Here is a 26151-nt window from a genome sequence, read left to right on the forward strand (position 1 = left end):
CTCAGTCGCGCTTGTTGACGCGGAAGAACTCGACGCTGTAGCCTCCGGGATCGCGCATCAGGAAGGTGGAGACCATCTGCTCTTCCGCCTTGGCCGGATCGAAATGCACGACGATCTCGGCGCCATTGCCTTTCATGCGCTCGTACCAGGCCTCGATCTCCGGCGTTTCCATGCTCACCATGACCGCCTTGGCGTCGGAAGCCTGGTGATGTCCCTTCGCTTCATCGACGAGGCCGACATAAGAATGGTCGGTGATGCGGAAGAACTTGACCCAGCCTTTGTCGAAGGTCTTCTCGAAACCCAACTGCTCCCCATAAAAATGCTCGGGGGCCGCAAGGTCCTTGTAATAGAGGAAGGTGACCTGCGCATTGACCGGCAGTGTTCCCTTTTTTGTCGGTGTAGCCATCGTTTCTCCCCTCCGCGAATAAAGCTCTGCCTGAACGCCTTCGATGCCCTGGGTTACGCGTCGCAGGCTCCCTCATCAACCCACTTGCCAACCTCTCCAGCTTCTGGCGCTTGCGCGTGGCCTTTGATCTATTGCGTGGAAGAAACCGACAATACGGCCATCGGATCAGCCTGCCGCGAGCCTGCCCCCTTGCCGATTCAACTGCGTACGCTGGTATGCTGTTGATGGGATTCAGACGGGCGCGTCTGTCGCGGTGGCTCACATCGCCCCGATCGCCAGAGCAAGCGCCTCGATCTCACTCCCGCCTGTATCGTGCGAGGTCACAAATCGAGCTGCATTTCGGCCGTCCGGCTGCTTGATAAAATAATGCAAAAACCCTCTGTTTCTCAAGGCGTCGCTTTGGTCGCGGGTCATCTCGACGAAAACCATATTCGCTTCCACAGGATAGAGTGGCTCCATGCCACTGTCGCGCAATGCCTTGCCGAGAAGAGCGGCCATCGCATTGGCATGACCGGCCGATTGCAGCCAGAAATCGTTGGCGAGCCAGGCATCGATCTGCGCAGAAAGGAACCACATGCGGGCCCCAAGATGACCAGCGCGCTTCATCGTCCTGCGGAACTCCAAGGCATCCGCTTTCGAAAAAAAGATTACCGCCTCAGCCCCGATTGCGCCGCCTTTTGTGGCGCCAAGACACAAGACGTCGACCCCGGAACGCCAGCTCAGATCGGCAGGGGAAGCGCCTGTGAATGCAAGGGCATTTGCGAAACGAGTTCCATCCATGTGCACTCGCAGGCCAGCATCCTTGGCCTTTCCAGTCAGCAGCGCGATTTCCTCGCTACGATAGGCGATCCCTGTCTCGGTGCTCTGGCTCAGGGAAAGCACCGTCGGTTTGCCGCGGTGCACGTCGCCATCGTCCAGCAGCTCTGGAAGATCTTCCAGAGCCAGCTTGCCTTGTTGACCCGCGACAGGTCGAAGCCGTGCGGAGGAATGAAATTCGACAGCCCCGCACTCATCGACAAAAATATGGGAGTTGCGATGGCAGATGACCTCGCCGAAACGGCCGGAGATCTGGGATATCGCCAAGGCGTTGGCGGCCGTTCCAGTGAATATCGGGAAAAACTCCAGGTCGCATTCGAAAATCACCCTGAGCTTGTCCTGAACCTTCGCAGTAATCTCGTCTTCAGCATAAGCGGTCCGGCCGCCTGCCAGCACTTTCTGAAGATCCTCGAGAATAGCTGGAGCGACCGGACAGGTGTTGTCCGAACGAAAATCATTCATGCCATGGTCTCGATCGACCTCAGGATTTCGCCGCGCTCGATCTCACCCAGCAATTGAAACAAGCAATCGCCACTCCTGCTCCGACCCATGGCACGGATGACAGAAACGATCCCTCGGCTGGCGAAATGCAACTCCAAGGGCGGCTCCAGCGGGCGTTCCGGCGCGTGCAGATAGCCGGCAAGTTGCCCGACCTCGACGGTTTCGCCCAATCTCGCCAAGGGCTCGAAGACACCCTCTCTTGGCGCGTAGACGAAATCGTCCTGAACGTTAGAGACGAAGCGTGTGGAGATTTCAGTGCGCCACCGGTCTTCCATGTTCAGGATACCCAAATGGTCGAGCAGTCGGTAGACACAGCGTTCGGCAACTTCGAGCGCGTCGGCGCCGAGATGGCCACCACCGCCGAACTCGCCTGAAAGATGCATGGCTCCCTTTCGAACAACGGCACGCCCGGCAACCGAGCCGGCCGGACATCCGAACTGTGCCCAGGAAAGCGGGGCGTTCATTGCTTCCAGGGCAGCGAACGTTTTTTGAGCCATCGCCTTGTCGGTTCCAAGATCGGCATAGGAGCATGGCAGATGGTTCAGCGAGCTGCCCCCCGAATGCAAATCCAGAACCGCGTCGCAGCGCCCGATCAATTCCTGCGTGATGAACGCGGCAATCCTGCCGGTCGGGGTATCGATATGGCTATCCCCAAATGACCGGTTCAGGTTTCCTCCGTCGAGCGGTGAGATGCGCGACCCTTCAATGACCGCCGGCTGATTTGCCGCCGGCAGTACCAGAATCCGTCCATTGATCCGCTCCACGTCGATGGTTCGGATCAGACGTGCCAAGGCGAGTTGGCCTTCATATTCGTCGCCATGCGAACCGGCCATCAGCAGAAGCGTCGGCCCGAGGCCATTCGCGAACACAGCCAACGGAACGGGGATCGTTCCATAGGCCGAGCGATGCACGGAATGCTCGACACGTATCAGCCCGACCTGTCGACCTGGTGCGTCCAGATCCACATCAGTCCATGCCATAGCCAATGACATGAGAACCCTCCCGCAAGCGATTGATGGCCACTTCGACAGTGATCAGACGCTTTAGTTATTCGTCGAGCCAGACGCGTTCGATGATGCGATCTCCGGACAGATCCGACACGCCGCTCGGTTCAAATCCCTGAACTTTGACGGATCTGGCGTCCAGGAAATCAGCGAAGATCGGGATGATGCTTGGCCCCTCGTCATTCAGGATCGCCTGCAGTTCACCGTAGATTTCCTTACGCTTGTCGAAATCGAGGGTGGCTTTGCCTTCTGCCAGGAGTTTGTCAAACCGAGCATTGGACCAGTAGCTTTCGTTCCAGGCGGAGTCGGTGCCGTAGATCAGCGAAAAGGTCTGGTCGACCGGGCGGTTAAGCCAGCTCGAAACCGTGAATGGCCTCTTCATCCACGTGTCAGACCAGTAACCGTCTGCTGGACGCCTGATCACCTTGAGATCGATGCCCGCCGTACCCGCCTTGCTCTGATATACCTCCGACAGGCTGACAGCCTCAGGCAAGGCGGCATCCGATGTATAAAGATCGAGAGTCAGCCTTTCGAGACCGGCCTTCTTGAGGTGGAAACTTGCCTTATCGGGGTCAAACACGCGCTGTTCCAGCGCGCCGTTATAATAGGGATTGTTTGGTGCGATCGGATGATCATTTCCGAGCGTTCCGAGCCCGCGCATGATCAAATCCAGCATGGCCTGCCGATCGCAGCCGAACTTCAACGCCTGCCGGACATCATTGTTCTTTGTCGGCTCAGCATTGAAGGCGCCGATGAACGTCCAATGCACGGCCCCCGGGGAACGCACGACTTTCAGTGCCTGGTTTCGTTCGACAAGAGGAAAGACCTTGCGGTCAAGCTGGTTTATGACATCCGCCGCCCCGCTCTGAAGAGCAGCCAGCCGTGCGGTGGAATCGTTCATGACCGTCAGGGTGACCCGTTCGACGTGAGCGCGATCGGTTTTCCAATAGTTGCCGTTGCGATTCAACGTGGCGCGAATCCCCGGCTGGAAGCTCTCCAGAATGTAGCCCCCCGTCCCGACGAGTTTTTGCCAGTCTTCGAAACCCGCAGGCACGATCATTGCGTGGTAATCGGCAAATGTATGCATAAACTCCGCGTTCGGGCTTGCGAGTGTCACGGCGACTTCATGAGGGCCGTTTGCCTTGATTTCGGAGATCGCATCAAACAGGGACTTTGCGCCGGAGGTCGTTTTGCCCCGGTGAAGATTGATCGAGTAGACGACATCTTCGGCATCGAGCGCCTTGCCGTTGTGGAACGTGACGCCCTGGCGAATCTTGAGAATCCAATTGATTGCGTCGTTGCTTTGCCAGCTTTCGGCCAGCTCCGGTGTCAACGTTCCGTCTGGAAGGATTTCCACCAGCTGATTGCAGACAGCGACACCAATCACTCTTTGGACTTGTTGGGTAAATGCTCTCGGGTCGAGAGAGTTGTCGGAACTGCCGCCAGCCATGGCGAGGCGAAAATCACCACCTTTGCGCGGTGTGGCGGCACAGGCCGTCCCGAAGGGAAGCAGTAGTCCCGCAGCAGCGGTTGAGGCCAAAAAGCCACGTCTGGTTAGCGAGGATGTGAGGATAGCCATGTTTCCTCCTTCAAATGGCAAAATTACTGCGGGGGTTTGTTCTGCAGATCCTGCATATCGTCATGCAGGCTGCGCTGCGTATGGGCTCTGACAGCCGCCGCCGCAGCTTCCGGGTCCTCGCTGAGGACCGCGTCGAGGATGGGCTTATGCCAGTCGAGCAGGTTAATTCGTCTTGGCCAGCTGTTCTCCGACCAGCGATATAGCCACTCTGTCTGACCGGCGATGCTTTCATATTGCCGTATCAAGAGCTTGTTTTCGCTCGCCTGGATCATGCTTGCATGGAAACCCAGATCCGCTTGCAGACGAGACTCGGCGTCTCCGTTCCGTTCAGCCTCGATCAGCTGATCGTAGGCGGCCTCCAGGGTCTTACGTATGCTTTCATTCAACGACACGGCCACAAGGCGTGCCGAGAGTTCTTCAAAAGCACCTCGGACTTGATAGTGCTCGCGCAGCAACTCGTTGTTGACCGACTGCACGGTCCAGCCGGCATAGGGACGCCGCACCACCAGGTTTTCAGCGACCAATGCAGCCAATGCCGCGCGGACCGTGCCGCGAGCAACCTGCATTTCATCCGACAACTCCTGCTCGGTCAGACGCTGGCCCGGCGAAAGATCCGCTCCAACAATCATCTGGCGCAGTTGCTGCGTCGCACGATCCACAAGGCTGAGCTTTTCGAGTGCCACTGGTCAATCTCCTGCCTTATTCGTATTGCTAATTGTTAACAATTGTCAATACAACATCACCTACAACTCAATGCTGGGACATATGACCGTGTGATCATCCTGCCGATTGGCTACGGCGGAACAAATACCGTCGATTGGGCTGTCGGCGGCACGTTCAACTACAGGTTCAAACTCGCGTTCAAGCGGCTGGCGTCGATTGGCCTGTCAGCCGATTTCATCCTTCAGAGCCTCGGTGGCGCGGATCAGGCGCAAGCGAGGCCCACAGCCGAGGTGCGTGCAAACCTTAACTCGATCGTTTCAAGCATTAGGGAAGCCGGCTTTGCCAGCACGCCGATTCTCATGGCGATGAGTTCGTGGGGAACTGGTGGAACCGGTGGCGCTAACGGAACTGCGGTGCGAACCGGTATCACGCAAGCCATCGGCGACAACGCCCACCTATATGCCGGGGCCGATACCGATACGATCCCGCTCGGCAACCGCTACGACACGAACCATTTCGATGCCACGGGGTCGGACACAGCGGCAACGCTGTGGAAGAACACTATGGCAGCGATCTAGCAGCCGCCCTACAGGATGCTGTTCGCGATATAGAGCTTTTCGCCGGGCTTACATGCCGGATCGGCCTGAGCCAGTGCATAGCACGCAACAAGACCAATCACCGCTAACCCAGATCGAATGTACCACATCATTTGAAGCCCCCTTCAACCAGTAGTAACAGATAGGTTCAGGCATGTCTCGTTAGTAGCCGTCGAGATAAAATTTCTTTGAAACGTTTGGAATTCTCAAGCCATGGCGCAGTGGCCATGGCGATGCCGAGGGCGACGATCGCAGTCATGAAAAGGCTTAAGACGGCTCCGCGCCTAGACGTAAGGCCGGCGGCAATCGACAACGACAGCCCGAGTTCGATCAACGGGAAGTGCAAGACATAAAGCGTATAGGAGTAGCCGGCGCTCGCCATAAGAGGGCGGGGCCAGCGTCGTTCAGCATATTTTGGCAGCAGGTAGCCGACTGCAAACACCAAGCAGAAGAGCGCTTGTATTCCGACAGCGAACCTTGTCGCATCGAAACTGTTGCCCGGGTTGAACGGCGCGAAGACGAACACGCCCGCCAGAAGCAGGATGGCGCCGGAGACAGCCATCAGAGCTGTGGAGCGGAGATTGATGGATGCGCCAAAGGCCCACATAGAGGCGAAGAACCAGAAGCCGATGTCGACCTTTGCCCAGAAAAGCGCGACGAAGGCACAAACACATCCTCCGACGATGCGGCTCATGGCCGATTTGCCGAAAAAGACAAGAGCAACACCCATCGCCAACAGGTAAAGCTTGACCTCGATATAGAGCGTCCAGAGAGGACCGTTCATCGCAGTTAAGCCGCTATGGAGGAGCAGGGACTTCCAAAGCTCTTGCGGCGCGTAAACCAATCCATCGGGGCGCAACTGCCCAAGTGGCCCTGCGCCGCCCGGAAACCCAAAGAAGTGCACAAAGGCCGCCAGTCCGACCATGACGACAAACGCGAAGAGAAATGGCGGGTAGATGCGCGCTGCGCGACTGATCAAGTAGTCGGCAGGGTCGAATGCCCCGTTACGCCTGATGTTGGCAATAATGCTACCGGTGACCAGTAAGCCGGATAGCACGAAAAATGCGAGCACCGCGCCTCGAGCCGCGATTCCGCCGATGAATTCCAGCCAAGAATTCGGCGGAACCAGGGGATAGAGGAAAGCTTGGCTAAGATGAGCCGCGAACACGATGAGGGCAGCAACGCCCCGCGCCAAATCGTATCTGACAATCTCGTGCTGCACTAACCACCCCTGAACCTTCAGGGCAGGCATAGCTGGCAATCTCTAAAACGACAATCCGCGCAGCGAAGGCATGATGTAGCTATCTTCGCCTATAGGCCCCAGCCAGAAACGCAAGGACCGCGAACATCGGTCCGATCTGAATTAGCAACTCGCGCAAGACACACCTCCGTCTCGACGCCTTAAAGCGTAGCGGCGCACCAGTCGCGTCCCCCAAACGGGGCATCCTCCAAGAAAAGGACTATTCCATGACGAACGCACCTGCGGGCGCGGGCGACCGCTATGCTGCCTACCGCCCGATGCTCGACCTAATCGGCAAGTCAGAAGGCACCGACAAGGGCGACAGCTACAACGAGACGCTGAACTACGGCGCCTATACCGGTGGCGACGTGGATCTCGTCAGCATGACGCTCGACCAGATCGACGCGCTGCAGACGAAGATGTTGGCCAACCGGAAGAACAAGCTGAAGTCACCGGCGCTCGGCCGGTACCAGATCATCCGGACGACACTCCGCACCATGCGGCAGCAACTCGGGCTTACCGGCCGCGAGAAGTTCGATGCAGACATGCAGGATCGACTGGCCTGCTATCTGCTTGGCCAGCGCGGCATCGACAAGTGGCTCGCCGGCCGGCTGAAGCTGGACACGCTCATCGGCAATTTAGCGATGGAATGGGCGTCATTGCCCAAGCCGAACGGCAAGGAGCACTACGAGGGTCAGAACGCCGGCGTGTCCGTGTCCATGGTCAAGGCTGCGCTGGCAGAGGGTCGGCAAGCGCCATGCCCAAAGCCAGCCGAAGGTCGTTGAGAAGGTTCCAGTCACGGTCGAAACGCCTGTCGTGCCCAAGGAGGTAGACAAGGAGGTCAAGAAGAAGACCAACCTGTGGGGCCGGCTGACTACGATCTTCGGTTCTGGCGGCGCTGGTATTGCCGGTCTGCTCGGCGCGAACTGGCAGACCATCATCGCAATCGGGGGCACCGGCATTGTCATGCTGGTGATCGTCATCTTGCTTCGCCGGCAGATCATCGGGGCCGCGCAAGACATCCGCGGCGCTGTGGAGGGCTGACCATGTTGGCCTTCCTCAACTCCAAGATCGGCGTCCACGCCATCTGCGGCCTGATCGGGGCCGCCTTCATCGGATGGACCTACTACGAGGTCTACCAGTCCGGTCGAGCCTATGAGCGCTCGGCCGTGCTGGAAGCCACTGTCAAAGCACTCAGGGACCGCGCCAATGAAAACGCTGCTGTTGAAGCTCTCGATCCTCTTGCTCTGTGCATCGAGCTTGGCGGCCTGCCAGACGAATGCACCGCCGAGTTGCAGCGGCTGGGAGTGGATCTCGGTCAAACCGGCAACGGCGGTCTACCTCGCCGGTAACGACATCACCGCGGGGCAAGGCATCGCCTCGCACAACAAGCATGGCCGCAACGCCGGCTGCTGGAAATAGCAAGACAGGGGCACAGGGCATTGAAACAGGAAGGCGACGACATGGCGAACCTCTCTGAGAAGATCGTCAACAACATGTGGATGACCGCCATTGCGCGGCTGTCGATGACCCTTGCTCTGCCAACCTTGGGCTTCATCTTCTGGCTCTATGCCGGCTGGCAGGGACGAAAAGCTCAGCAAGTTTGAGGACAAGATCGAGACCTCGCAGAAGTCCGCTCAGACGGCCTCTGATCTCTCCACCAGGCTTTCGGAGCGCCTGACCACGGTCGAGACGAAGCAATCCGAGGCCGCCACCGTCAACGAAAGATTTCAGACCGCGACGCTCAATCGCCTGGATAGGGTGCAGGATTCGATTGTCGGATTGTCCAATACCGTCGCGGCTCTGACGGCCACCCTCCAGTCAATCGTCGAGGAGAAACGCCGCCAGCCACCGTAACCGGATCAAAATTCCACAGAACAATGATGCGCCCCGCTCGGCTTCGGCCTGGCGGGGCGCTTTTCTGCGTTTGGGGCACTTTTCCCCAAGGATGGGGAAAGGTGTTGCCATGATGGCAATGCCCAAAGGGGCGTCTCATGTCGCGTTCTATGTCGCGTGGACTGGCGGGGGCTTGGAAGAAGCCTTGCAAATCAAGGGAAACCGCGCGCAACACAACGCAACATGAAAGTTGCTCATAGCGGAAGACGGCTTCGCGTAAGCGCTTGAATTCACTTGGGAAAAGATGGCGCGCCCGAAGAGATTCGAACTCCTGACCCCCAGATTCGTAGTCTGGTGCTCTATCCAGCTGAGCTACGGGCGCGCAACAGGCTTTGCCTGATACCGATCGGGGCCAGCTTTCGGGGCCAGCCGCGATGCGAGGTGTTCCCTAACGACTCAAATTCCGAAAAGCAAGCCGATCGATGCAAAAGTTTTGCCGTCATTGTGAAAGGTGGCCGGAAGGCTCCATCAGGCTGACCGCCTGAGACCGCGGCGCGCGCGGTCAAGACTGACGGGCTGGTCGGGGATGCTGACCGAAAACACGGTGCGGCCACCAATGCTTTCGAGAAGTTCGAGCTTGCCGCCGTGAGCACGAACCAGTTCATGCGCGATTGCCAGGCCAAGGCCGGTGCCGCCGCTGCGCGCCGCGCCGCGAAAGGCCAGGAAAAGATTCTCCCGTGCCTTCGGGGGCAAGCCCGGGCCGGTGTCGATGACCAATATCTGGCTCACTCCGCCCATGCGCTCGGCTGAAATGGCAAGCTGCCGCACGACGGAGCCTTCGGTGTCGGCCGCCATCGCCTGCACGGCATTGCGCGACAGGTTGGTCAACACACGAAACAGCTGTTCCGAATCGGCATCCACCTCGAACCCGGCATCGACGCCGTTTTCGAACTCGATCCCGTCCCCCATGTCGAGCAGGCCATGCACCTCATCGACCAGTTGGCGCAGACGCAGCATGCGGCGGGCTGGTGGCGCCTCCTGGGCGCGGCCATAGGCCAGCACACCTTCGGTGTAGGAAACGGCGCGGTCCAGGGCCTTCAGCAATTTGGGAGCGAAGGCCTGAACGCTGGCATCCTTCACCTGCAGCAGGCGATCCGACAAGAGCTGCGCCGACGCCAATATGTTGCGCATGTCATGGTTGATCTTCGATACGGCAAGACCGAGATCCGCGAGATGCCGCTGTTCGGCGAGCATCTTTTGCAGACGCGTCTGCATCTGCGCCAGCTCACGCTCGGCAACGCCGATTTCATCTGCGCGGGTAGCCGGACAAACAATACGGGTCGGATCGTCAGGTGCCTCCGAGAAAGCCAGCATCGAGCGCGTCATCGTCCGCACCGGACGGATCATGATCCGGTCGACCGCGACATAGACGAGCATCGCGGAAAAGACCGAGATCAGCAGTCCGATCAGAGCGATGTTGCGTGAAAAGGACAGCATGGCCGCGCGCAGCCGGTAATCCGGCATGATCAGCTCGAATTCGCGACCCTGCTCCCCGACAGACCCGAAGATACGAAGCGTGCGATCTCCTCCCGAGAACAATGTCTCGAGCGCGCCTGAAAGCTGAGCGAACATGCCGGTGTTGGCCATATCGACATGCTCGTCCACCTTGGGGGGCATGGCCGCGACGGCAAGCAGGCGCGAGGCATCGCCGTCGCGGACCGCGATTGCCTTCGCGCCCAGCGCCATCAGAAGATCGTCCTGGGCTGTGCGGGAAAGGGCTCCCGGGTCGCCTTCAATCAGAACCACCGATACCGCGGCCGCCGTATTGAGGCGCTCGCGCAGCCAGCGCATTCTGTAGTCGGCAATCGAGGGCAGGAAAATCAGCACTTCGGCAAGCAGCACGAAGACGATGGTGAGCAGAATGAGTTTGGCCGACAGGCCGCGTGCCAGCGGCACAACCCGAGCCAGGGCGCCAGCCGCGGGCCTGGCGGCTTCCGTACTTTCAATCGTGGAAGGTTCGACGCTCATACACCCAGTGCCGCCATGCCTTGCCATGCAAACTAGGCAATTGTGACGGAATTTCCAGCCATATGACGAGATGGGCCAACGCGAGCGAATCTTTGCCGCCGAGTCGGATTGACTTCCAAAACCCTTCTACCTATAAGCCCCGCTCACGCTCGGGCCCCAGAACCCGGCGCGGTTTCGGTCGCGCCAAACAGGGCCCAGCCAACAAGCTCCTGTTACAGAGTGACAGACACAAGAAGGGCCGCACGCCGCGGTATTTAAACAAATGAAGCGCACCTACCAACCCTCCAAGCTCGTTCGCAAGCGCCGGCACGGATTCCGTGCTCGCATGGCCACCAAGGGTGGCCGCGGAGTCGTCGCTGCCCGCCGCAATCGCGGTCGCAAGCGGCTGTCCGCTTAAGCGGACGCTACGGCCGTTGCCCTCGACCCGGCCAATGGGACAGGCACCCAAACGGCTTCTGAAACGCACGGATTTCCTGACCGTCCGGCGCGGTGAAAAGCGGCGCGGGCGGTTTTTCCTCGTTGAAGTGCTGAACCGCGGCGATCGCGAAGCGCCGCGTGTCGGCTTCACGGTCACCAAGAAGGTCGGCAACGCCGTCGTGCGCAACCGGGTTCGCCGGCGGCTGAAAGAAGCCGTGCGCACTTATGCCGCCGCTGACATGGAAAGCGGCCATGACTATGTCATTGTGGGGCGCGAGGATGTACTCGCCGCGCCATTCGGTGAGCTGAAAGCCGAGCTTTCCCGCCGTATCCACGCAAAACGCTAGCGCGACAGGCCAAGGTCTCGATGGAAAACAACCGCAATTTCTTCATCACCATCGCCCTGTCGGTGCTGATCCTGACGCTGTGGCAGGTGTTCTACATGAACCCCCGCGTCGAATCCCAGCGCGAGACGGCACGCATCGAGGCCGAGCGCCAGGCCAAGACGGCACCAGCGGCGGGCACTCAGGCGCCGGCACAGCAGGGCGCCGTGCCGAGCTTGCCCGGCACTGATGGGTCGACCCCGGCCGGACGCGAACAGGCGCTTGCGGCCACCAGCCGCGTCAAGATCGACACACCGAGCCTCGAAGGCTCGATCAACCTGACAGGCGCACGCCTCGACGACCTCAAGCTGAAGCGCTACCGGCTGACGGTCGACAACAATTCGCCCGAGATCGAGCTGCTCAACCCATCGGCGCTGCCGAACGGCTACTATGCCGAACTCGGCTTTGTCGGCAATGAGACGACCGGCAAGGTGCCGAGCCCGGACACGGTATGGACTGTCGACGGCAACGCCACGCTGACGCCGACGACGCCGGTGACGCTGAGCTATACCAACGACAAGGGCCTGACCTTCAAGCGCACCATCTCGGTGGACGAGAACTACATGTTCAAGGTCTCCGACACGGTGCAGAATGCCGGCTCGGCCCCGGTTACCCTCTCGAATTATGGCCGCGTCACCCGCTTCGACAAGCCGAGCACGCCCTCGATCTACGTGCTGCATGAAGGCCTGATCGGCGTGACCGGTGAGGAAGGCCTGCAGGAGCACAAATACGCGTCCGTCGAAAAGGACAAGCAGTATGTGCCAGCCAAGTCGACCGACGGCTGGCTCGGCATCACCGACAAATACTGGGCGGTGACGCTGGTCCCGACTGAAAAGCAGCCGTTCCAGCCGCGCTTCGCCTATTTCGACGATGGCCGTCCGCGCTATCAGTCCGACTTCCTGACCGATCCGATCACCATCGAACCGGGGCAGTCGACCACGGTGGAATCGCTGGTCTTCGCCGGCGCCAAGGAAGTGTCGAAGATCACCGCCTACGAAAAGGATCTCGACATCCGCCGTTTCGATCTGCTGATCGACTGGGGCTGGTTCTCCTTCATCACCAAGCCGATGTTCTGGCTGATCGATACGCTCTACAAATTCTTCGGCAATTTCGGCCTGGCGATCCTTGCCACCACCGTCATCGTCAAGGCGATCTTCTTCCCGCTCGCCAACAAGTCGTACAAGTCGATGGCGAACATGAAGAAGGTGCAGCCCAAGATGCTGGAGATCCGCGAGAAATACGCGGATGACAAGATGAAGCAGCAACAGGCGATGATGGAGCTGTACAAGACCGAGAAGATCAATCCGATCGCCGGCTGCTGGCCGGTGGTGATCCAGATCCCGGTATTCTTCGCGCTCTACAAGGTGCTCTACGTCACCATCGAAATGCGGCACGCGCCGTTCTTCGGCTGGATCCATGACCTGGCCGCACCCGATCCGACGTCGCTGTTCAACCTGTTCGGTCTTTTGCCTTTCGCCACGCCGGCCATGCTGCACATCGGCATCTGGCCGCTGCTGATGGGCGTGACCATGTTCCTGCAGATGCGCATGAACCCGGCGCCGCCCGATCCGACACAGGCCGCGATCTTCACCTGGATGCCGGTGATCTTCACCTTCATGATGGCAGGCTTCCCAGCCGGTCTGGTGATCTACTGGGCCTGGAACAACCTTCTGTCGATCTTGCAGCAGGGTGCGATCATGAAGCGGCAGGGCGCCAAGATCGAGCTGTGGGACAATCTGGCCGGCATGTTCAAGAAGAAACCGACACCCGCCGAATAGCGGTTCTAAACCATCCCCCGAAAAAAGGCCCTGGCACAGCCGGGGCCTTTTGCTATTGGCGAAAAGATTGGGCTATCTTTCAGGTCCGCCGCAATCTCGCCGGAGATCACAATGAACGGCCCTAATCCCAACACCAAACATCCGACCCTGCATCACAATCGGGTCGGCTTCCTGAAGCCGATCGTCCACGCTCCCAACATCGAGATCGGCGACTACACCTACTATGACGATCCCGGCGGGCCGGAGAGTTTCGTCGAGACCTGCGTGCTGCATCATCATGCCTTCATCGGAGACAAGCTGATCATCGGCAAATTCTGCGCCATCTCCGAGGGTGCCCGCTTCATCATGAACGGCGCCAACCATGTCATGGGCGGCTTCTCGACCTATCCGTTCAACATCTTCAGCCATGGCTGGGAAAAGGGTTTCGACGTCGCGACATGGAAAGCCGAGCTGCGCGGCGACACCGTGATCGGCAATGACGTGTGGATCGGCATGAACACCGCGATCATGCCGGGTGTGAAGATCGGCGACGGCGCCATCATCGCCGCCAAGTCGGTGGTGACACGCGACGTGCCGCCCTATGCGATCGCCGCCGGCAACAGCGCCAAGGTGGTGAAGATGCGCTTCGACGATGAGACCATCGCGCGCCTGCAGCAGATCGCCTGGTGGGACTGGCCGGCAGACAAGATCACTCGCAACCTCGATGCCATCCGAGGTGCCGATATCGACCGGCTCGAGGCATCGGCGTGACGGCGGAAACGATCACCGCGGTCGGCGAGGACATCTTCACGCGGCCATGGGTCTTCATCCGCGGCGTGCCCGCCATGAAGTTCCTGCCGCCCGAAGGCCCGTCGGAGATCGCTTTTGCCGGCCGCTCCAATGTCGGCAAATCGTCGCTGATCAACGCGCTGGTCGGCCAGAAGGGGCTGGCCCGCACGTCCAACACACCCGGGCGCACGCAGGAACTCAATTATTTCGTGCCCGACGGGTTTTCCGGGGAAGGCGCCGACCTGCCGCCGCTGGCGCTGGTCGACATGCCTGGCTACGGCTATGCCCAGGCACCGAAGGATCAGGTCGACCAGTGGACCAAGCTTGTCTTCGACTATCTGAAAGGCCGGGTGACGCTGAAACGCGTCTATGTGCTGATCGACGCGCGGCACGGCATCAAGAAGAACGACGAGGACGTGCTGACACTGCTCGACAAGGCGGCCGTCTCCTACCAGATCGTGTTGACCAAGACGGACAAGATCAAAACCGCAGGCGTGCCGCGGCTGATCGAAGAAACACTTGCAAAGATCAAAAAAAGGCCGGCGGCTTTCCCGGGCGTGCTGGCAACGTCATCGGAAAAGGCGGGCGGGCTCGAAGAACTCCGCACAGCGATCGTTCTGGTCGCCAATGGCGGGTGATCGGCGCCCCGCCGTTTAAGCCTTACGCCTGGCTCTGTCCTGAGCGGCGAACACTTCCGTTCCATAGGCTTTCAGGAAGACGTCGACCCCCGACCGCACCACATGCCTGATTTCGTGCTCGGGGGGCGACTGGCGGCGGTAGCCATACAGGCGCTGCCTGAGCAGGCCTGCCATGCAGAGTTCGGAAAGCTGGTAGGCGGCAAGATCGACGTCGGATATCTCGAGCAGGCCTTTTGCAACGGCCCGGCTGAGGAACGCCCCCACCTTGGCGTGACCTTTCTTCGGGCCTTCCTCGTAGAAACGCAGGCCCAGCTCGGGAATCCGCTCGGCGGCACCGATGACGGTGCGCTGCGCCATCACCACCTTGTCCGAGGTGATCTTGTAGGAGAGGGCCATGCCGAAATCCTCAAGGACATCCCTCAGATTGTCCTCACGGTCCAGAACCTCATAGAGATTCTGGAATATCTTGCAGCGCTCTTCCTCGACCAGAGCCTCGAACAGCTCTTCCTTGTTGTCGAAATAGACGTAGATCGTGCCTTTCGAGACACCGGCCTCGCGGGTGACGTCGTTCATCGAAGCCGCGTCAAAGCCTTTGTCCATGAAGACGCGGCGGGCGCCCTCCATGATCTGGTCGCGTTTGACCGGATCCTGGCCAGCGGCGGGCCGGCCGCGCACCGAGGCCTCGTCGGCTTTGTCCGATTTCGCTTCGGTATCGATGAGTGTCTCGCTCATTTTCCCTGTACACGTAAATAATTCGAACCAACCGGTTCGATCACTCTTGATATGAGCCTGTTCTTACGTTAAGTCAACATCGAACCGAACGGTTCAGTTCGCAAACCACAAGAGCGTTGTCATGTCGAACTCCACTACACCGACCTCAGCCGAAGTCCATCCGTTTCCGAATGCCAAGGCGCCGGCTGCCGAAGCGCCGACGGCTCCCGTGGAAAATGCAGCCGCGCCTGCAGCTCCGGCAAAGAAGAAACGCTCGGCGCGTTCGCTGCTGTTGCCCATCATCGGAGCAGGCTTACTAGGCGCCGGCCTCTGGTATGGCTATGGCTACTGGACCGACGGTCGTTTCATGATCTCGACCGACGACGCCTATGTCCAGGCCGACATGGCTTTCGTGTCGCCGAAGGTTTCCGGCTACATCGACGAGGTCAAGGTCGAGAACAACCAGCAGGTGAAGGCTGGCGATGCGCTCTTTGTTGTCGACGCCGGCGACTACCGCATCGCGGTCGACCAGGCCGCCGCCCAGATCGCGACGCTGGACAAGACGCTGGCGCGTATCGATGCACAGGTCACCGCCGCGCACGCTTCCCTGCAGCAGGCGGAGGCGCAGAGGAATTCGGCTCAAGCCGCCGCCGACAATGCCCAGCGTACCCAAGCGCGCACCGCGCAACTGGTGAAGACCCATGTCGCCACGCAGGCGCAACTGGACGATGCGCAGACAGCGGTCGATCAGGCTCGCGCTTCGCTCGCCAGTGCCGAAGCACAGATCGCGGCGGCCAGCGCCAATATCGGCGTGCTGGAAGCGCAGCGCGCGGAGACGGCCAGCACACAGGCATCGCTGCGCCTGACCAAGGACAAGGCCGAGCGCGACCTCGGTTTCACCGTACTGCGGGCTCCTTACGACGGCATCGTCGGCAATCGCTCGGTCGAAAAGGGCAATCTCGTCAGCCCGGGCCAGAAGCTCGCCGTGATCGTACCGATGAACAAGCTGTACGTCGTCGCCAACTTCAAGGAGACACAGCTTGCCCGCCTTGTGCCGGGTGAGAAGGTGCGCATCGCGGTCGACGCCATGCACAACGAGATGCTCGACGGGACCGTCTCGTCGCTGGCACCAGCCTCGGGTGCGGTCTTCTCGATGCTGCCGCCGGAAAACGCCACCGGCAACTTCACCAAGGTGGTGCAGCGCGTTCCGGTGCGCATCGACGTGTCGCCCGAAGCCATCGCGACGGGCAAGCTGCGCGCGGGTCTTAGCGTCATTGTCGACGTGGACAGCCGCACCGCACCGGCTGCAACGAGCAAATAACAGGAAGCGACCATGTCGAGCGTCGACGCCGTTGCCGGAGCAAGGCCTGTCGATCATATCGAACCCAGACGCATCATCGCCTTCCTGGCGATGGTGTTCGGCATGTTCATGGCGATCCTCGACATCCAGATCGTGTCGGCGTCGTTGGCCGAGATCCAGGCCGGCCTTTCCGCCAGCTCCGACGAAATCCCGTGGGTGCAGACTTCCTATTTGATCGCGGAGGTCATCATGATCCCGCTGTCGGGCTTCTTGAGCCGCATGCTGTCCACGCGCGTGCTGTTCACGATCTCGGCTGCCGGCTTCACGGCGGCCAGCGCGCTGGCCGCGACCGCCACCAACATCGACCAGATGATCGTCTACCGCGCTATCCAGGGCTTCATCGGCGGCGGCATGATCCCTTCGGTCTTCGCGGCAGCCTTCACCATCTTCCCACCGTCGCGGCGCGCGATCGTGTCGCCGATGATCGGCCTGGTCGCCACACTGGCGCCGACCATCGGCCCGACGGTCGGCGGCTACATCAGCCACGCCATGTCCTGGCACTGGCTGTTCCTGATCAATGTCGTACCCGGCATCCTGGTTGCGACGGCAGCCTGGACGCTGATCGACTTCGACAAACCGGATATGAGCCTGCTGAAGAAGTTCGACTGGTGGGGCCTTGCCGGCATGGCCGCTTTCCTCGGCTCGCTGGAATATGTCCTGGAGGAAGGCCCCAATCACGACTGGCTGCAGGAACAGTCGGTCTTCATCTTCGCCGTCGTCATGACCATCGGCGCGATCGTCTTCTTCTGGCGTGTGTTCACCGCCGAGGAACCCATCGTCGACCTGCGCGCCTTCAGCAACATCAACTTCGCCTTCGGCTCGCTGTTCTCCTTCGTCATGGGTATCGGCCTTTATGGCCTCACCTATCTCTATCCGATCTATCTCGGCCGTATCCGCGGCTACGATTCCATGATGATCGGCGAGGCGCTGTTCGTGTCGGGCCTCGCCATGTTCTTCACGGCACCGGTCTCGGGTATCCTGTCGAACAAGCTCGACCCGCGCCTGATGATCGCAGTCGGCTTTGTCGGCTTCGCCGCCGGCACGTGGCAGATGACGCATCTCACCGCTGATTGGGACTTCTGGGAGCTGTTCGTTCCACAGATCCTGCGCGGGGCATCGATGATGCTGTGCATGGTGGCGATCAACAACATCGCGCTGGGCACCTTGCACCCGTCGCGGCTGAAGAATGCCTCAGGCCTGTTCAACCTGACCCGCAATCTGGGCGGCGCGGTGGGGCTGGCGCTGATCAACACCATACTGATCGACCGCAATGCCTTCCACTACGCCCGTCTGTCGGAACATGTGCAATGGGGCAGCGAAGCAGCGCAGGACAAGCTGCGCAACATGACTCTGAACTTCCAGACGCAGAGCGGACTGGATGCCAACAGCGCGGCCCTCTCCAAGCTCTCGGGCATCGTGCATCAGCAGGCCGCGCTGCTGTCCTTCATGGACGTATTCTATCTGCTGACGATGCTGTTTGCCTCGCTGGCCGCCTTCGTAATGGTCATCAAGCGGCCGCCAGCGGCAGCGGGCGGCGGCGGAGGCGACGGCCACTGAGCTTGCGTCGAATGGGTCAGGCCGTGACGGGCTTAAAGCTCAGCGCAACGCCGTTGATGCAATGGCGCTTGCCGGTGGGCGGCGGTCCGTCGTCGAAGATATGGCCGAGATGGCCGCCGCAACGGCGGCAATGGCATTCCACCCGCACCATGCCGAGCGTCCTGTCCTCATGAGTGCCGACGGCATTCGGCAAGGCTTCCCAGAAACTGGGCCAGCCGGTGCCTGAATCGAACTTCGTCTCCGACGCATAAAGCGGCAACTCACAGCCGGCACAGGCGAAGACACCCTTGCGGTGCTCATTCAGCAGAGCGCTGGTCCCGGGATATTCCGTATCCTCCTGGCGCAGCACCGCATATTGCTCGGGCGTGAGCCTGGCCTTCCATTCGGCATCGCTCTTCTGGATTTCGAAAGTCTCGGCCCGCGCCGGCTGCGGGCCGCCAAGGCGCGAGAATGCCCAGGCGCCTGCTCCGGCCGTCACAACAGCGGCTGTGCCAAGAAGGAAATCACGCCGATCCATGAGCCTCATTCCTTTTTTCGTATCCTGCCCTGTCCGGCACTCGTGGTGAAATCAATTGCTGTTGACCCGACAGGGGTTGATTGAGAACGGCCGCGCGCCAGTCTGGAAGGACCAACGCGCGACCGCCATGCCTTCTTCCTGCTTTTCGCTGGAAACCGGCCTGCCGTTACATCTTGGGCAGCAGAACCTTGTCGATGACATGGATGACGCCGTTCGACTGCTCGACATCGGCGATGGTGACATGGGCGACATTGCCGCTTTCATCCGTCACTGTGACCTTGCCGCCCTTGTCCTTCAGCGTCAGTTCGCAGCCCCCGGCGGTCTTGACCTTGTGCGCACCGCCATCGGCCTTGACCATCTTGGCGACGTCGCCCGACATCGCCTTGGCGGCGACGACATGGCAGGTGAGGATCTTGGTGAGCTTGTCCTTGTTTTCCGGCTTCAGCAAGGTTTCAACGGTGCCCTTAGGCAGTGCCGCAAAAGCCTCGTTGGTCGGCGCCAGGACCGTGAACGGACCCTTGCCCTGAAGGGTCTCCACCAAGCCTGCGGCCTTGACCGCGGCGACCAGCGTGGTGTGATCCTTCGAGTTCACCGCATTCTCGATGATGTTCTTCTCGGCGTACATCGGCGCACCGCCGACCATGGGATTCTTGGCGTAGGCGACGCCGGCAAGCGCGGAAATGGCAACGGCGCCGGCGAACAGCAGCTTGGTGATCTTGCGCATATTTCAATCTCCTCTGGTTCCAACCCTCTTTGGGGACGCGAGGAGATACGGGGCGTGATCTTTCCGAGTTTCAGCCGGTCGGAAATTTTTTGGCGGCGCTGGCTGAATCAGATGTCCTTCAGATCGCCGGCAGCTACCACGGGCCCGGTCGGCTGCCCGGTTGGCGAACCGCCTTTCGGTTCGAGGCTGATGGCGAGAACTGCACCTTGTGCCAGCTTCTCCTGAACGGGCGTCGACGGGGTCAATTGCGCGGTGGTGCCGGCGGGAACAACACCGACCGATACCGGCGCGTTCGTGCCTTCGATCAGCCAGAGTTCGAAATCCTTGTCCGATGCGAGCTGACCGGCAAGGCGGGACAGCCGCACCTCGTTGCGGACCCCATCATAGACCGCAACATAGCGGACGTCGCTGCCTTCGGCAGCCAGCGACGCGACCAGTTCCGCCTGCGGCGGCGAAGGTGGCGCGCCGAGATAGGGAATGGCGACGGCAAGCACCAGCGCTGCGACGGCAGCGGCAGCCAGACCGCGCCAGAAGGCGAGGCTGGACCAGACACCGCCACGATCCTGCTGGGTGGTACCGTTCGCAAACAGGCGACGATCGATCGCTGCTTTCACCGCTGCCGGCGCTTCCACCTCGGCATAGCCGGCAGCAAGAGGCGAAAGCCGACCCTCCCAGGCATCGACCAGGCGCGCGAAGGCAGGATCCTGTTCGGCCCGCTGTGCGGTCGCCCGACGTTCATCCGCCGAAAGCACGCCGAGCACATACTCCGCGGCCAAGGCGTCGTCGTCGCGTTCCGGTCCGGTGGGGTCGCTTGCCGTCATCGCTCCAGGCATTCCCGCAATCTGATCAGGCTGCGCCGCAGCCAGGTTCGCATCGTGTTGAGCGGAACGCCATGGCGTTCCGCAAGTTCGACATAACTCTCTCCCTTGAGATAGGCGCCCCGTACGGCATCCGCCCGATCCTGCTCAAGCTCCTCCAGGCAACGGTGGATGCGGTCAGCCTCGCCACCCGCCACCGCCATTGCCTCGGGTCCCGGCGCCGGATCGGCCACATCGAGCGCGGCGTCGATATCGGCAGCCGGTCTGCGACGCGCCCTGATGCGATCGATGGCATGGTTGCGCGCCACCGCGATCAGCCACGACATCGGGCTCAGCTCCGAGACGGCGAAGCGGTCGGCTTTCGTCCAGACCTTGACGAACACCTCCTGCAAAGCCTCCTCGGCCTCCGCGCGATCGCTCAAGACACGCAGGCAGACGCCGAAAAGTTTCGCGTTCGTCTGCCGGTAGAGCAGATCGAACGCGGCCCGGTCCTTCAGCGAAGTCCGGACGATCAGTCTCGCGATGTCCTCGGGCGTCATCGGCGCCAGATTATGATGACCGTCGCGTCTTGCATAGCGGCAGCAAGGAAGCTCCCGGCAGCGATCAAGCCTCGCGACAAAACGTGCCGAAGTGGAAATGCTGCGTCGCGCCCCACGGCGTAACATGGTCGTGGCGCCGGCCGTCGACGAGCCGGAAGCCGGCACCGAGCGCAGCGCCGAGGGATTGCGCGTCGTAGCGTTGCACCGTTAGGCCGCTGCATTTTTCCGGTCCATCGGGCGCAAACGTGCCGATGACCGCATGACCGCCGACACGCAGAGCTGAACGCAGCCGCTCGACATAGGCGGTCCGGCTCGCTTCCTCGACCAGGAAATGGAACGCGGCACGATCGTGCCAGACGTCATAGCTGCGTTCGGGACGCCATTGTGTGACGTCCGCGACAATCCAGTCGACCTTGCCGGCCGCAGCGCCGAGACGCGCCTGCGCCGCCTCAAGCGCAGCTTGCGAAACATCGAGTACGGAAAGATCGCTATAGTCGAGCGCGAGAAGCGTGTCGGTCAGGATCGACGCGCCGCCGCCGATATCGATGATGCCGGAGTCTGGCTTCGCGCCCACCAATTGCAACAGGTCGAGCGAGGGCGCCGGTGTCTCCTGGTACCAGCTGACGGCGGTCGTTGCCTTGCTGACATAGACGTCCTGCCAATGGGCTTTCGCATCGAACTCGGTCATCGTGACATCTCTCTGACAGTTTCACCGCTGTTCACGAACAGATGACGCCGGCTTCGCGCCAAAACAAGACTTGCGCGCCTCCTATCGATTGCCCCTCTCGTCGTTTCCCGCTAAGACCTCGCCGTTTCTTTCCAGCCAGCCGGGAAATTCGCCATGACGGACGTCGCCGCCAACGCCGAAATGCAGGCCGCGCTGCTCTCGAGGGCGCTGCCCTATATGCAGCGCTACGAGAACAAGACGGTTGTGGTGAAGTATGGCGGCCACGCCATGGGCGACATCGAGCTCGGCAAGGCATTTGCCCGCGACATCGCGCTTCTGAAGCAGTCCGGCGTGAACCCGATCGTCGTCCACGGCGGCGGCCCGCAGATCGCGGCCATGCTGGCCAAGATGGGCATCGAGTCGCGCTTCGAGGGCGGCCTGCGTGTCACCGACGAAAAGACCGTCGAGATCGTCGAAATGGTGCTGGCCGGCTCGATCAACAAGGAGATCGTGGCGCTCATCAATGCAGAGGGCGAGTGGGCGATCGGCCTGTGCGGCAAGGACGGCAACATGGTCTTCGCCCAGAAGGCCCACAAGACGATCAAGGACCCAGACTCCAACATCGAGCGCGTGCTCGATCTCGGTTTTGTCGGTGAACCCGTCGAGGTCGACCGTACCCTGCTCGACCTGCTCGCGCGCTCGGAAATGATCCCGGTGCTGGCACCGGTGGCGCCCGGCCGCGACGGCCACACCTACAACATCAACGCCGATACTTTCGCCGGCGCCATCGCCGGCGCGGTCAAGGCCACGCGGCTTCTGTTCCTCACCGATGTTCCCGGCGTGCTCGACAAGAACAAGAAACTCATCGACGAACTGACCGTGGCGGAAGCCAAGGCCCTGATCGCCGACGGCACGGTTTCCGGCGGCATGATCCCCAAGGTGGAGACCTGCATCGAGGCGATCGAACGCGGCGTCGAAGGCGTCGTCATCCTCAACGGCAAGACGCCGCATTCGGTGCTGCTGGAACTCTTCACCGAACACGGCGCCGGCACGCTGATCGTGCCGTAAAGCGAGGCATTCCCGTCAGTCTGTGTCGCTGGTCTTCAGCTTGCGCAGCTCGTTGTGCTGAAGGTCGGCCGCCGCTGTCATGAATTCCAGGATCGTGCCGAGCTCGGCATCGTTGAAGGCGCGCAGCATCTTTTCGCCCTCGCGCGCGATGCCGCCATAATAGCGCGCCGACAGATCACGTGTCTTTTGGGTGGCCCCGACCACCACTTTGCGCCTGTCCTCGGTGCTGCGGGTGCGTGTGAGAAAACCGCGCGCCTCCAATCTGTCGATCAGCGCCGTGACCGCCGCCGGCGTCAGACCCGAAACCCGCGCAATGGCGCCCGCCGACTGGGGTCCGTGATACAGCAGGCTGAGACAGCGGCCTTCGGCGCTGTTGATGCCCATTTTCTCGCGCACCGCCTCATCGAAACTCTGCGTCTCGTCCTGCCAGCGCATGATGGCGCTCAACAACGCGCTGAGCAGCTCGTCGCGATTCACGATTGACGAATTTGTTTCGATCATCTAACTATCAATCCATCGAACATTTCGACCAACGTATCATTAGATGAAAGTCGAGATGCCGACAAGTCGAACCTATGAAGAAGGAGAGGCCCGATGGCCCAATCACAGATGTCGCGAGAAGAAGAAATGCGTTTCGCCGAGCGTTCCATGGAATGGCACGGCTGGGGATCGCCGATCGGCATGGGCGTCATGATCGTTTCGCTGGCGATTGCGGCAGTGCTGCTGCGCATTGCCATCTACGGTTTCTGAGCGCCGGCGCGGTCAGGCTGCGCGAGAAACTGCAGCCCCAACGATCACCAGGTTGCGGCCGCGGCGCTTGGCTTCGTAGAGGCGCAGGTCGGCGCTGCGCATGAGATCGGGCAATGTCATCGTTTCCTGGAAAAGTGCGCCGCCGATCGACACCGTCAGTCTGACGATGCGTTCCATCGGCCTGAACAGGATCAGCTCGACTTCCGTGCGGATCCGTTCGGCGATGCGGGCGGCCTCCCGCTCGTCGGCACCATGCAGGAAGGCGGCGAACTCCTCGCCGCCGATGCGGCCGAGGGCGTCGCCGGTGCGCATCGCGCGCTTGATGGCGCCGGCAATCAGCAACAACGCCTCGTCACCGGTGAGGTGACCGTAGCTGTCGTTGATTGCCTTGAAATGATCGGCATCTATGATGAGCAGCGCGCCGCCGGTCTTGCCCCTGGCGCTTTCCAGCGCCGAAAAAAAACTCTCACGGTTGAGCATGCCGGTCATGTCGTCGCGGCTGGCCTTGTCGGACAGGCGCCTGTGCGCGACCGCCAGCTGCGCATGGGCCCGGGCAAGTTCGCGATGCGCGGCCTTCAGCCTGTCGCCCTGCGCAAACATGTACGCGCTTGTCGGCCCGGCGATGAGCAACGGACAGATCGTGCCGATGACCCAGGCATCGAGGCCAATGAGATTGCTGGACAGAAACCCGACGGCGAGAACGACCAGAAACGAGACGAGAACCGCGGCACCAGCGACAGCCGCGGAACGCATGACTATGCTGGTCATAACTGCCCTCCGTCCCCGCAAGCGGCCTTATGACGGCCAGACCTGAAGGTCTTCTTTAAGCGCTGGCTAAAATTTGAACGATCGCGCCAATTTGGCCCCAATCGGTCCGCAAAAGCGATCGACATAGCTGCTTCCGCTTCGCTGGTTTCATGCGATAACTGCGTCATGACCGAATCCCCCGATCCCGCTCGCTTTACCCATGTCACCGACTGGGTGTTCGACCTCGACAACACGCTCTATCCGCACCACTCCAACCTATTCTCGCAGATCGACGCGAAGATGACGGCTTATGTGTCGGAACTGCTCAGGCTACCGCGCGAGGATGCGCGCAAGCTGCAGAAGGAGCTCTATCTGGAATACGGCACCACGCTGAACGGCCTGATGGAGCGCCACAACATCAATCCGGACGACTTCCTGGAGAAGGTGCACGACATCGATTATTCCTGGTTGGTGCCGGACCCGGTTCTGGGAACGGCGATCCGGCAATTGCCGGGGCGCAAGTTCATCTTCACCAACGGCGATCGCGGCCATGCCGAACGTGCGGCACGCCAGCTCGGCATTCTCGATCATTTCGATGACATTTTTGACATCGTCGCGGCAGGGCTGACACCGAAGCCGGCGCGCCAGACCTATGAAAAGTTCGCGGCGCTCCATGCAGTCAGCGGCCCGAACTCGGTGATGTTCGAGGATCTGGCTCGCAATCTCGCTGTGCCGAAGGCACTCGGCATGGCGACGGTGCTGGTGGTGCCGCGCAATTTCGAGCCGACCTTCTCCGAGATCTGGGAGCGCGATCCGGACAACGCCGACGACGTCGACTACGTCACGGACGATCTCGCCGGCTTCCTGTCGACCATCATCGAAACGCCCGCTTGAGACGTCTCACCTCGTCGAAGCAGCCATCGATGACGGTTCACCGGCGACGGACGATGGGACCGTCGAACCTATAGCAATTCCAGCAAGATTGTGCATCGATCTTGCGTCCGGAATTACGAAAAAACAAAGGGTTAGAGCGTTTCCGGGAAAGCGGAAACGCTCTAGGGCCGCGCCTCAGAGCGTGTAGAAGCGGCGGACGATGTCCCAGGCTTCGTCGGCGGTGTCGACGAAGTCGATGATGTCCTGGTCGCCCGGCGTGATGGTGCCCTGCTCGGCCAGGTAATCCAGGTCGATGGCGCGTTGCCAGAATTCCTTGCCGAACAGGATCACTGGCACCCGTTCCATGCGCCCGGTCTGGATCAGCGTCAGCGTCTCGAAGAACTCGTCCATGGTGCCGAAGCCGCCAGGGAATACCGCCACGGCCTTCGCCCGCATGACGAAATGCATCTTGCGGATGGCGAAGTAGTGGAAGTTGAAACACAGCTCCGGCGTCACGTAGGGGTTTGGTGCCTGCTCATGCGGCAGCACGATGTTGAGGCCGATCGACGGCGCCCCGACATCGTCGGCACCACGGTTGCCGGCCTCCATCACACCCGGCCCACCGCCCGTGACGACCACGAACTCGCGATAATAGGATGCCGCCGAGTGCTGCGAGCACAACCGGGCAAATTTACGCGCCTCGTCGTAATAGCGGCTGTTCTTTTCGAGATTGCGTTTCTGCGTCTCGTTCTTGGCGGCCCAGGCCTCACCGCCCGGCTCAGGAATACGGGCACCGCCAAACAGGATGACCGTGGAGCGGATACCACGCTCGGCCAGAATCATCTCAGGCTTCAGCAGTTCGAGCTGCAGCCGCACCGGCCTCAATTCGCGCCGCGTCATGAACTCTTCGTCATTCCAGGCGAGACGGTAGGTGGAAGCCCGCGTCTGAGGCGTATCAGGTACGCTTCTGGAGCGCTCCAGGTCTTCGTCCGAATGAGGCAGGGGCGTCCAGCCCGTCTTTTCCATTGGGTTCATATCCACCCGTCCAAATCCCTTTCGAGCGTCGTCCCGTGACGCAGCTGCGATTGACCCTCACATTCCCTTCAAATAGGGTCCGCGCGGCTTTCAAACAGGTTAAGAGCCTGCCCTTCTCAGCATTGTAACGGA

At 60.8% G+C, this 26151-nt stretch carries 31 protein-coding genes and 1 tRNA gene; 15 read left to right on the top strand and 17 right to left on the bottom strand.

What is annotated here, in order from left to right; genetic code table 11:
• Window position 1: 1 nt before the first annotated feature.
• From AO692_RS19975 to AO692_RS19995, 5 genes are all read right to left on the bottom strand, one after another.
• Window positions 2-406: a VOC family protein gene (locus AO692_RS19975; protein ID WP_054311802.1), complete on the bottom strand. Its 405-nt coding sequence runs from the start codon at window positions 404-406 to the stop codon at window positions 2-4.
• A 258-nt stretch (window positions 407-664) separates the two neighbouring features.
• Complete coding sequence (locus tag AO692_RS19980; protein ID WP_054311803.1) at window positions 665-1684, bottom strand: beta-eliminating lyase-related protein; 1020 nt, start codon at window positions 1682-1684, stop codon at window positions 665-667.
• Window positions 1681-2715 carry a succinylglutamate desuccinylase/aspartoacylase family protein gene (locus tag AO692_RS19985; RefSeq protein ID WP_082407457.1) on the bottom strand — a complete coding sequence of 345 codons (1035 nt, stop codon included), beginning with the start codon at window positions 2713-2715 and terminating at the stop codon, window positions 1681-1683. Before AO692_RS19985 ends, AO692_RS19980 begins: the two co-directional genes overlap by 4 nt.
• Window positions 2716-2770: 55 nt before the next feature.
• Window positions 2771-4306 (bottom strand): ABC transporter substrate-binding protein, encoded by a 1536-nt coding sequence (locus AO692_RS19990; protein ID WP_082407458.1) that lies wholly within the window; start codon window positions 4304-4306, stop codon window positions 2771-2773.
• A gap of 23 nt (window positions 4307-4329) precedes the next feature.
• Window positions 4330-4989 (bottom strand): GntR family transcriptional regulator, encoded by a 660-nt coding sequence (locus AO692_RS19995; protein WP_054311806.1) that lies wholly within the window; start codon window positions 4987-4989, stop codon window positions 4330-4332.
• Window positions 4990-5079: 90 nt separating this feature from the next.
• Between AO692_RS19995 and AO692_RS20000 the strand changes: the two genes are divergently transcribed.
• Window positions 5080-5547 carry a hypothetical protein gene (locus tag AO692_RS20000; RefSeq protein ID WP_054311807.1) on the top strand — a complete coding sequence of 156 codons (468 nt, stop codon included), beginning with the start codon at window positions 5080-5082 and terminating at the stop codon, window positions 5545-5547.
• Between the two features lie 166 nt (window positions 5548-5713).
• On the opposite strand, the gene AO692_RS20005 is transcribed toward AO692_RS20000, so the two are convergent.
• Entirely contained in the window at window positions 5714-6817 is a 1104-nt protein-coding gene (locus tag AO692_RS20005) for an acyltransferase (protein WP_054311808.1), read from the bottom strand.
• A gap of 215 nt (window positions 6818-7032) precedes the next feature.
• Between AO692_RS20005 and AO692_RS20010 the strand changes: the two genes are divergently transcribed.
• The 4 genes from AO692_RS20010 to AO692_RS33170 all read left to right on the top strand — a co-directional run bounded on the left by AO692_RS20010 (window position 7033) and on the right by AO692_RS33170 (window position 8412).
• On the top strand, window positions 7033-7590 hold the full coding sequence (locus AO692_RS20010) for a hypothetical protein (protein WP_244483424.1): 558 nt from the start codon (window positions 7033-7035) through the stop codon (window positions 7588-7590).
• Between the two features lie 31 nt (window positions 7591-7621).
• The gene (locus AO692_RS33725) at window positions 7622-7849 is read left to right on the top strand and encodes a hypothetical protein (protein WP_244483425.1); all 228 of its coding nucleotides are present in this window, start codon (window positions 7622-7624) and stop codon (window positions 7847-7849) included.
• 2 nt (window positions 7850-7851) lie between these two features.
• Window positions 7852-8157: a hypothetical protein gene (locus AO692_RS20015; RefSeq protein ID WP_054311809.1), complete on the top strand. Its 306-nt coding sequence runs from the start codon at window positions 7852-7854 to the stop codon at window positions 8155-8157.
• A 90-nt stretch (window positions 8158-8247) separates the two neighbouring features.
• Complete coding sequence (locus AO692_RS33170; protein WP_161808095.1) at window positions 8248-8412, top strand: hypothetical protein; 165 nt, start codon at window positions 8248-8250, stop codon at window positions 8410-8412.
• A gap of 534 nt (window positions 8413-8946) precedes the next feature.
• Here AO692_RS33170 and AO692_RS20025 read toward each other — a convergent pair.
• Together AO692_RS20025 and AO692_RS20030 are read right to left on the bottom strand one after the other, a co-directional pair.
• Window positions 8947-9023 (bottom strand) — tRNA-Arg (locus AO692_RS20025).
• 146 nt (window positions 9024-9169) lie between these two features.
• Window positions 9170-10669 (bottom strand): HAMP domain-containing sensor histidine kinase, encoded by a 1500-nt coding sequence (locus AO692_RS20030; RefSeq protein WP_054311811.1) that lies wholly within the window; start codon window positions 10667-10669, stop codon window positions 9170-9172.
• 262 nt (window positions 10670-10931) lie between these two features.
• On the opposite strand from AO692_RS20030, the gene rpmH reads away from it, so the two are divergent.
• The 5 genes from rpmH to yihA all read left to right on the top strand — a co-directional run bounded on the left by rpmH (window position 10932) and on the right by yihA (window position 14653).
• The gene (gene rpmH / locus AO692_RS20035) at window positions 10932-11066 is read left to right on the top strand and encodes a 50S ribosomal protein L34 (RefSeq protein WP_008833937.1); all 135 of its coding nucleotides are present in this window, start codon (window positions 10932-10934) and stop codon (window positions 11064-11066) included.
• Window positions 11067-11100: 34 nt separating this feature from the next.
• On the top strand, window positions 11101-11433 hold the full coding sequence (rnpA, locus tag AO692_RS20040) for a ribonuclease P protein component (RefSeq protein WP_200911762.1): 333 nt from the start codon (window positions 11101-11103) through the stop codon (window positions 11431-11433).
• A gap of 20 nt (window positions 11434-11453) precedes the next feature.
• Window positions 11454-13247 (top strand): membrane protein insertase YidC, encoded by a 1794-nt coding sequence (gene yidC / locus AO692_RS20045; RefSeq protein WP_054311813.1) that lies wholly within the window; start codon window positions 11454-11456, stop codon window positions 13245-13247.
• A 111-nt stretch (window positions 13248-13358) separates the two neighbouring features.
• Window positions 13359-13997: a CatB-related O-acetyltransferase gene (locus AO692_RS20050; protein ID WP_054311814.1), complete on the top strand. Its 639-nt coding sequence runs from the start codon at window positions 13359-13361 to the stop codon at window positions 13995-13997.
• A complete protein-coding gene (yihA, locus tag AO692_RS20055) occupies window positions 13994-14653 on the top strand; it encodes a ribosome biogenesis GTP-binding protein YihA/YsxC (RefSeq protein WP_054311815.1) in 660 nt (219 codons plus the stop codon). The genes AO692_RS20050 and yihA overlap by 4 nt, the downstream gene beginning before the upstream one ends.
• A gap of 15 nt (window positions 14654-14668) precedes the next feature.
• Here the strand turns inward: yihA and AO692_RS20060 are convergent, their stop codons facing one another.
• Window positions 14669-15385 carry a TetR/AcrR family transcriptional regulator gene (locus tag AO692_RS20060; RefSeq protein ID WP_054311816.1) on the bottom strand — a complete coding sequence of 239 codons (717 nt, stop codon included), beginning with the start codon at window positions 15383-15385 and terminating at the stop codon, window positions 14669-14671.
• A 121-nt stretch (window positions 15386-15506) separates the two neighbouring features.
• Between AO692_RS20060 and AO692_RS20065 the strand changes: the two genes are divergently transcribed.
• Window positions 15507-16685 carry an HlyD family secretion protein gene (locus AO692_RS20065; RefSeq protein ID WP_054311817.1) on the top strand — a complete coding sequence of 393 codons (1179 nt, stop codon included), beginning with the start codon at window positions 15507-15509 and terminating at the stop codon, window positions 16683-16685.
• A 12-nt stretch (window positions 16686-16697) separates the two neighbouring features.
• The gene (locus AO692_RS20070) at window positions 16698-18281 is read left to right on the top strand and encodes a DHA2 family efflux MFS transporter permease subunit (protein ID WP_054311818.1); all 1584 of its coding nucleotides are present in this window, start codon (window positions 16698-16700) and stop codon (window positions 18279-18281) included.
• 16 nt (window positions 18282-18297) lie between these two features.
• On the opposite strand, the gene msrB is transcribed toward AO692_RS20070, so the two are convergent.
• From msrB to AO692_RS20095, 5 genes are all read right to left on the bottom strand, one after another.
• Complete coding sequence (msrB, locus tag AO692_RS20075; protein ID WP_054311960.1) at window positions 18298-18798, bottom strand: peptide-methionine (R)-S-oxide reductase MsrB; 501 nt, start codon at window positions 18796-18798, stop codon at window positions 18298-18300.
• A 166-nt stretch (window positions 18799-18964) separates the two neighbouring features.
• Window positions 18965-19522 (bottom strand): fasciclin domain-containing protein, encoded by a 558-nt coding sequence (locus AO692_RS20080; protein WP_054311819.1) that lies wholly within the window; start codon window positions 19520-19522, stop codon window positions 18965-18967.
• Window positions 19523-19629: 107 nt separating this feature from the next.
• Window positions 19630-20343: an anti-sigma factor gene (locus AO692_RS20085; protein WP_152979898.1), complete on the bottom strand. Its 714-nt coding sequence runs from the start codon at window positions 20341-20343 to the stop codon at window positions 19630-19632.
• Window positions 20340-20879 carry a sigma-70 family RNA polymerase sigma factor gene (locus tag AO692_RS20090; protein WP_054311821.1) on the bottom strand — a complete coding sequence of 180 codons (540 nt, stop codon included), beginning with the start codon at window positions 20877-20879 and terminating at the stop codon, window positions 20340-20342. The genes AO692_RS20085 and AO692_RS20090 overlap by 4 nt, the downstream gene beginning before the upstream one ends.
• 64 nt (window positions 20880-20943) lie before the next feature.
• Window positions 20944-21567, bottom strand: a complete 624-nt coding sequence (locus tag AO692_RS20095; protein ID WP_054311822.1) for a class I SAM-dependent methyltransferase — start codon at window positions 21565-21567, stop codon at window positions 20944-20946.
• A 153-nt stretch (window positions 21568-21720) separates the two neighbouring features.
• On the opposite strand from AO692_RS20095, the gene argB reads away from it, so the two are divergent.
• Entirely contained in the window at window positions 21721-22614 is an 894-nt protein-coding gene (argB, locus tag AO692_RS20100) for an acetylglutamate kinase (protein WP_054311823.1), read from the top strand.
• Between the two features lie 15 nt (window positions 22615-22629).
• Here argB and AO692_RS20105 read toward each other — a convergent pair whose 3' ends face one another.
• Window positions 22630-23115 (bottom strand): MarR family transcriptional regulator, encoded by a 486-nt coding sequence (locus AO692_RS20105; RefSeq protein WP_054311824.1) that lies wholly within the window; start codon window positions 23113-23115, stop codon window positions 22630-22632.
• A gap of 93 nt (window positions 23116-23208) precedes the next feature.
• Here AO692_RS20105 and AO692_RS33395 point away from each other — a divergent pair, with 93 nt between their 5' ends.
• Window positions 23209-23364 (top strand): hypothetical protein, encoded by a 156-nt coding sequence (locus tag AO692_RS33395; protein WP_162839667.1) that lies wholly within the window; start codon window positions 23209-23211, stop codon window positions 23362-23364.
• A gap of 12 nt (window positions 23365-23376) precedes the next feature.
• Here AO692_RS33395 and AO692_RS20110 read toward each other — a convergent pair whose 3' ends face one another.
• Window positions 23377-24132: a GGDEF domain-containing protein gene (locus tag AO692_RS20110; RefSeq protein ID WP_054311825.1), complete on the bottom strand. Its 756-nt coding sequence runs from the start codon at window positions 24130-24132 to the stop codon at window positions 23377-23379.
• 165 nt (window positions 24133-24297) lie between these two features.
• Between AO692_RS20110 and AO692_RS20115 the strand changes: the two genes are divergently transcribed.
• A complete protein-coding gene (locus AO692_RS20115; RefSeq protein ID WP_054311826.1) occupies window positions 24298-25005 on the top strand; it encodes a pyrimidine 5'-nucleotidase in 708 nt (235 codons plus the stop codon).
• 174 nt (window positions 25006-25179) lie between these two features.
• Here the strand turns inward: AO692_RS20115 and AO692_RS20120 are convergent, their stop codons facing one another.
• Entirely contained in the window at window positions 25180-26019 is an 840-nt protein-coding gene (locus AO692_RS20120; protein ID WP_152979899.1) for an LOG family protein, read from the bottom strand.
• Between the last annotated feature and the right edge of the window lie 132 nt (window positions 26020-26151).

Source organism: Mesorhizobium sp. 1M-11, from assembly GCF_001303895.1.
Taxonomy (GTDB): Bacteria; Pseudomonadota; Alphaproteobacteria; order Rhizobiales; family Rhizobiaceae; genus Mesorhizobium.

What these genes read in the sequence shown, in the direction of transcription:
- AO692_RS20005 (WP_054311808.1), bottom strand. Translation starts at nt 6,817, where the DNA reads ATGCCTGCCCTGAAGGTTCAGGGGTGGTTAGTGCAGCACGAGATTGTC.
- argB (WP_054311823.1), top strand. Translation starts at nt 21,721, where the DNA reads ATGACGGACGTCGCCGCCAACGCCGAAATGCAGGCCGCGCTGCTCTCG.
- AO692_RS20070 (WP_054311818.1), top strand. Translation starts at nt 16,698, where the DNA reads ATGTCGAGCGTCGACGCCGTTGCCGGAGCAAGGCCTGTCGATCATATC.
- AO692_RS20080 (WP_054311819.1), bottom strand. Translation starts at nt 19,522, where the DNA reads ATGCGCAAGATCACCAAGCTGCTGTTCGCCGGCGCCGTTGCCATTTCC.
- AO692_RS19990 (WP_082407458.1), bottom strand. Translation starts at nt 4,306, where the DNA reads ATGGCTATCCTCACATCCTCGCTAACCAGACGTGGCTTTTTGGCCTCA.
- AO692_RS33395 (WP_162839667.1), top strand. Translation starts at nt 23,209, where the DNA reads ATGGCCCAATCACAGATGTCGCGAGAAGAAGAAATGCGTTTCGCCGAG.
- AO692_RS20085 (WP_152979898.1), bottom strand. Translation starts at nt 20,343, where the DNA reads ATGACGGCAAGCGACCCCACCGGACCGGAACGCGACGACGACGCCTTG.
- AO692_RS20010 (WP_244483424.1), top strand. Translation starts at nt 7,033, where the DNA reads ATGACGAACGCACCTGCGGGCGCGGGCGACCGCTATGCTGCCTACCGC.
- AO692_RS19975 (WP_054311802.1), bottom strand. Translation starts at nt 406, where the DNA reads ATGGCTACACCGACAAAAAAGGGAACACTGCCGGTCAATGCGCAGGTC.
- AO692_RS20065 (WP_054311817.1), top strand. Translation starts at nt 15,507, where the DNA reads ATGTCGAACTCCACTACACCGACCTCAGCCGAAGTCCATCCGTTTCCG.
- AO692_RS20050 (WP_054311814.1), top strand. Translation starts at nt 13,359, where the DNA reads ATGAACGGCCCTAATCCCAACACCAAACATCCGACCCTGCATCACAAT.
- AO692_RS19985 (WP_082407457.1), bottom strand. Translation starts at nt 2,715, where the DNA reads ATGTCATTGGCTATGGCATGGACTGATGTGGATCTGGACGCACCAGGT.
- AO692_RS20120 (WP_152979899.1), bottom strand. Translation starts at nt 26,019, where the DNA reads ATGAACCCAATGGAAAAGACGGGCTGGACGCCCCTGCCTCATTCGGAC.
- AO692_RS20090 (WP_054311821.1), bottom strand. Translation starts at nt 20,879, where the DNA reads ATGACGCCCGAGGACATCGCGAGACTGATCGTCCGGACTTCGCTGAAG.
- rnpA (WP_200911762.1), top strand. Translation starts at nt 11,101, where the DNA reads ATGGGACAGGCACCCAAACGGCTTCTGAAACGCACGGATTTCCTGACC.
- AO692_RS20115 (WP_054311826.1), top strand. Translation starts at nt 24,298, where the DNA reads ATGACCGAATCCCCCGATCCCGCTCGCTTTACCCATGTCACCGACTGG.
- AO692_RS20030 (WP_054311811.1), bottom strand. Translation starts at nt 10,669, where the DNA reads ATGAGCGTCGAACCTTCCACGATTGAAAGTACGGAAGCCGCCAGGCCC.
- rpmH (WP_008833937.1), top strand. Translation starts at nt 10,932, where the DNA reads ATGAAGCGCACCTACCAACCCTCCAAGCTCGTTCGCAAGCGCCGGCAC.
- AO692_RS20095 (WP_054311822.1), bottom strand. Translation starts at nt 21,567, where the DNA reads ATGACCGAGTTCGATGCGAAAGCCCATTGGCAGGACGTCTATGTCAGC.
- yidC (WP_054311813.1), top strand. Translation starts at nt 11,454, where the DNA reads ATGGAAAACAACCGCAATTTCTTCATCACCATCGCCCTGTCGGTGCTG.
- msrB (WP_054311960.1), bottom strand. Translation starts at nt 18,798, where the DNA reads ATGGATCGGCGTGATTTCCTTCTTGGCACAGCCGCTGTTGTGACGGCC.
- AO692_RS20015 (WP_054311809.1), top strand. Translation starts at nt 7,852, where the DNA reads ATGTTGGCCTTCCTCAACTCCAAGATCGGCGTCCACGCCATCTGCGGC.
- AO692_RS19980 (WP_054311803.1), bottom strand. Translation starts at nt 1,684, where the DNA reads ATGAATGATTTTCGTTCGGACAACACCTGTCCGGTCGCTCCAGCTATT.
- AO692_RS20110 (WP_054311825.1), bottom strand. Translation starts at nt 24,132, where the DNA reads ATGACCAGCATAGTCATGCGTTCCGCGGCTGTCGCTGGTGCCGCGGTT.
- AO692_RS20060 (WP_054311816.1), bottom strand. Translation starts at nt 15,385, where the DNA reads ATGAGCGAGACACTCATCGATACCGAAGCGAAATCGGACAAAGCCGAC.
- AO692_RS20105 (WP_054311824.1), bottom strand. Translation starts at nt 23,115, where the DNA reads ATGATCGAAACAAATTCGTCAATCGTGAATCGCGACGAGCTGCTCAGC.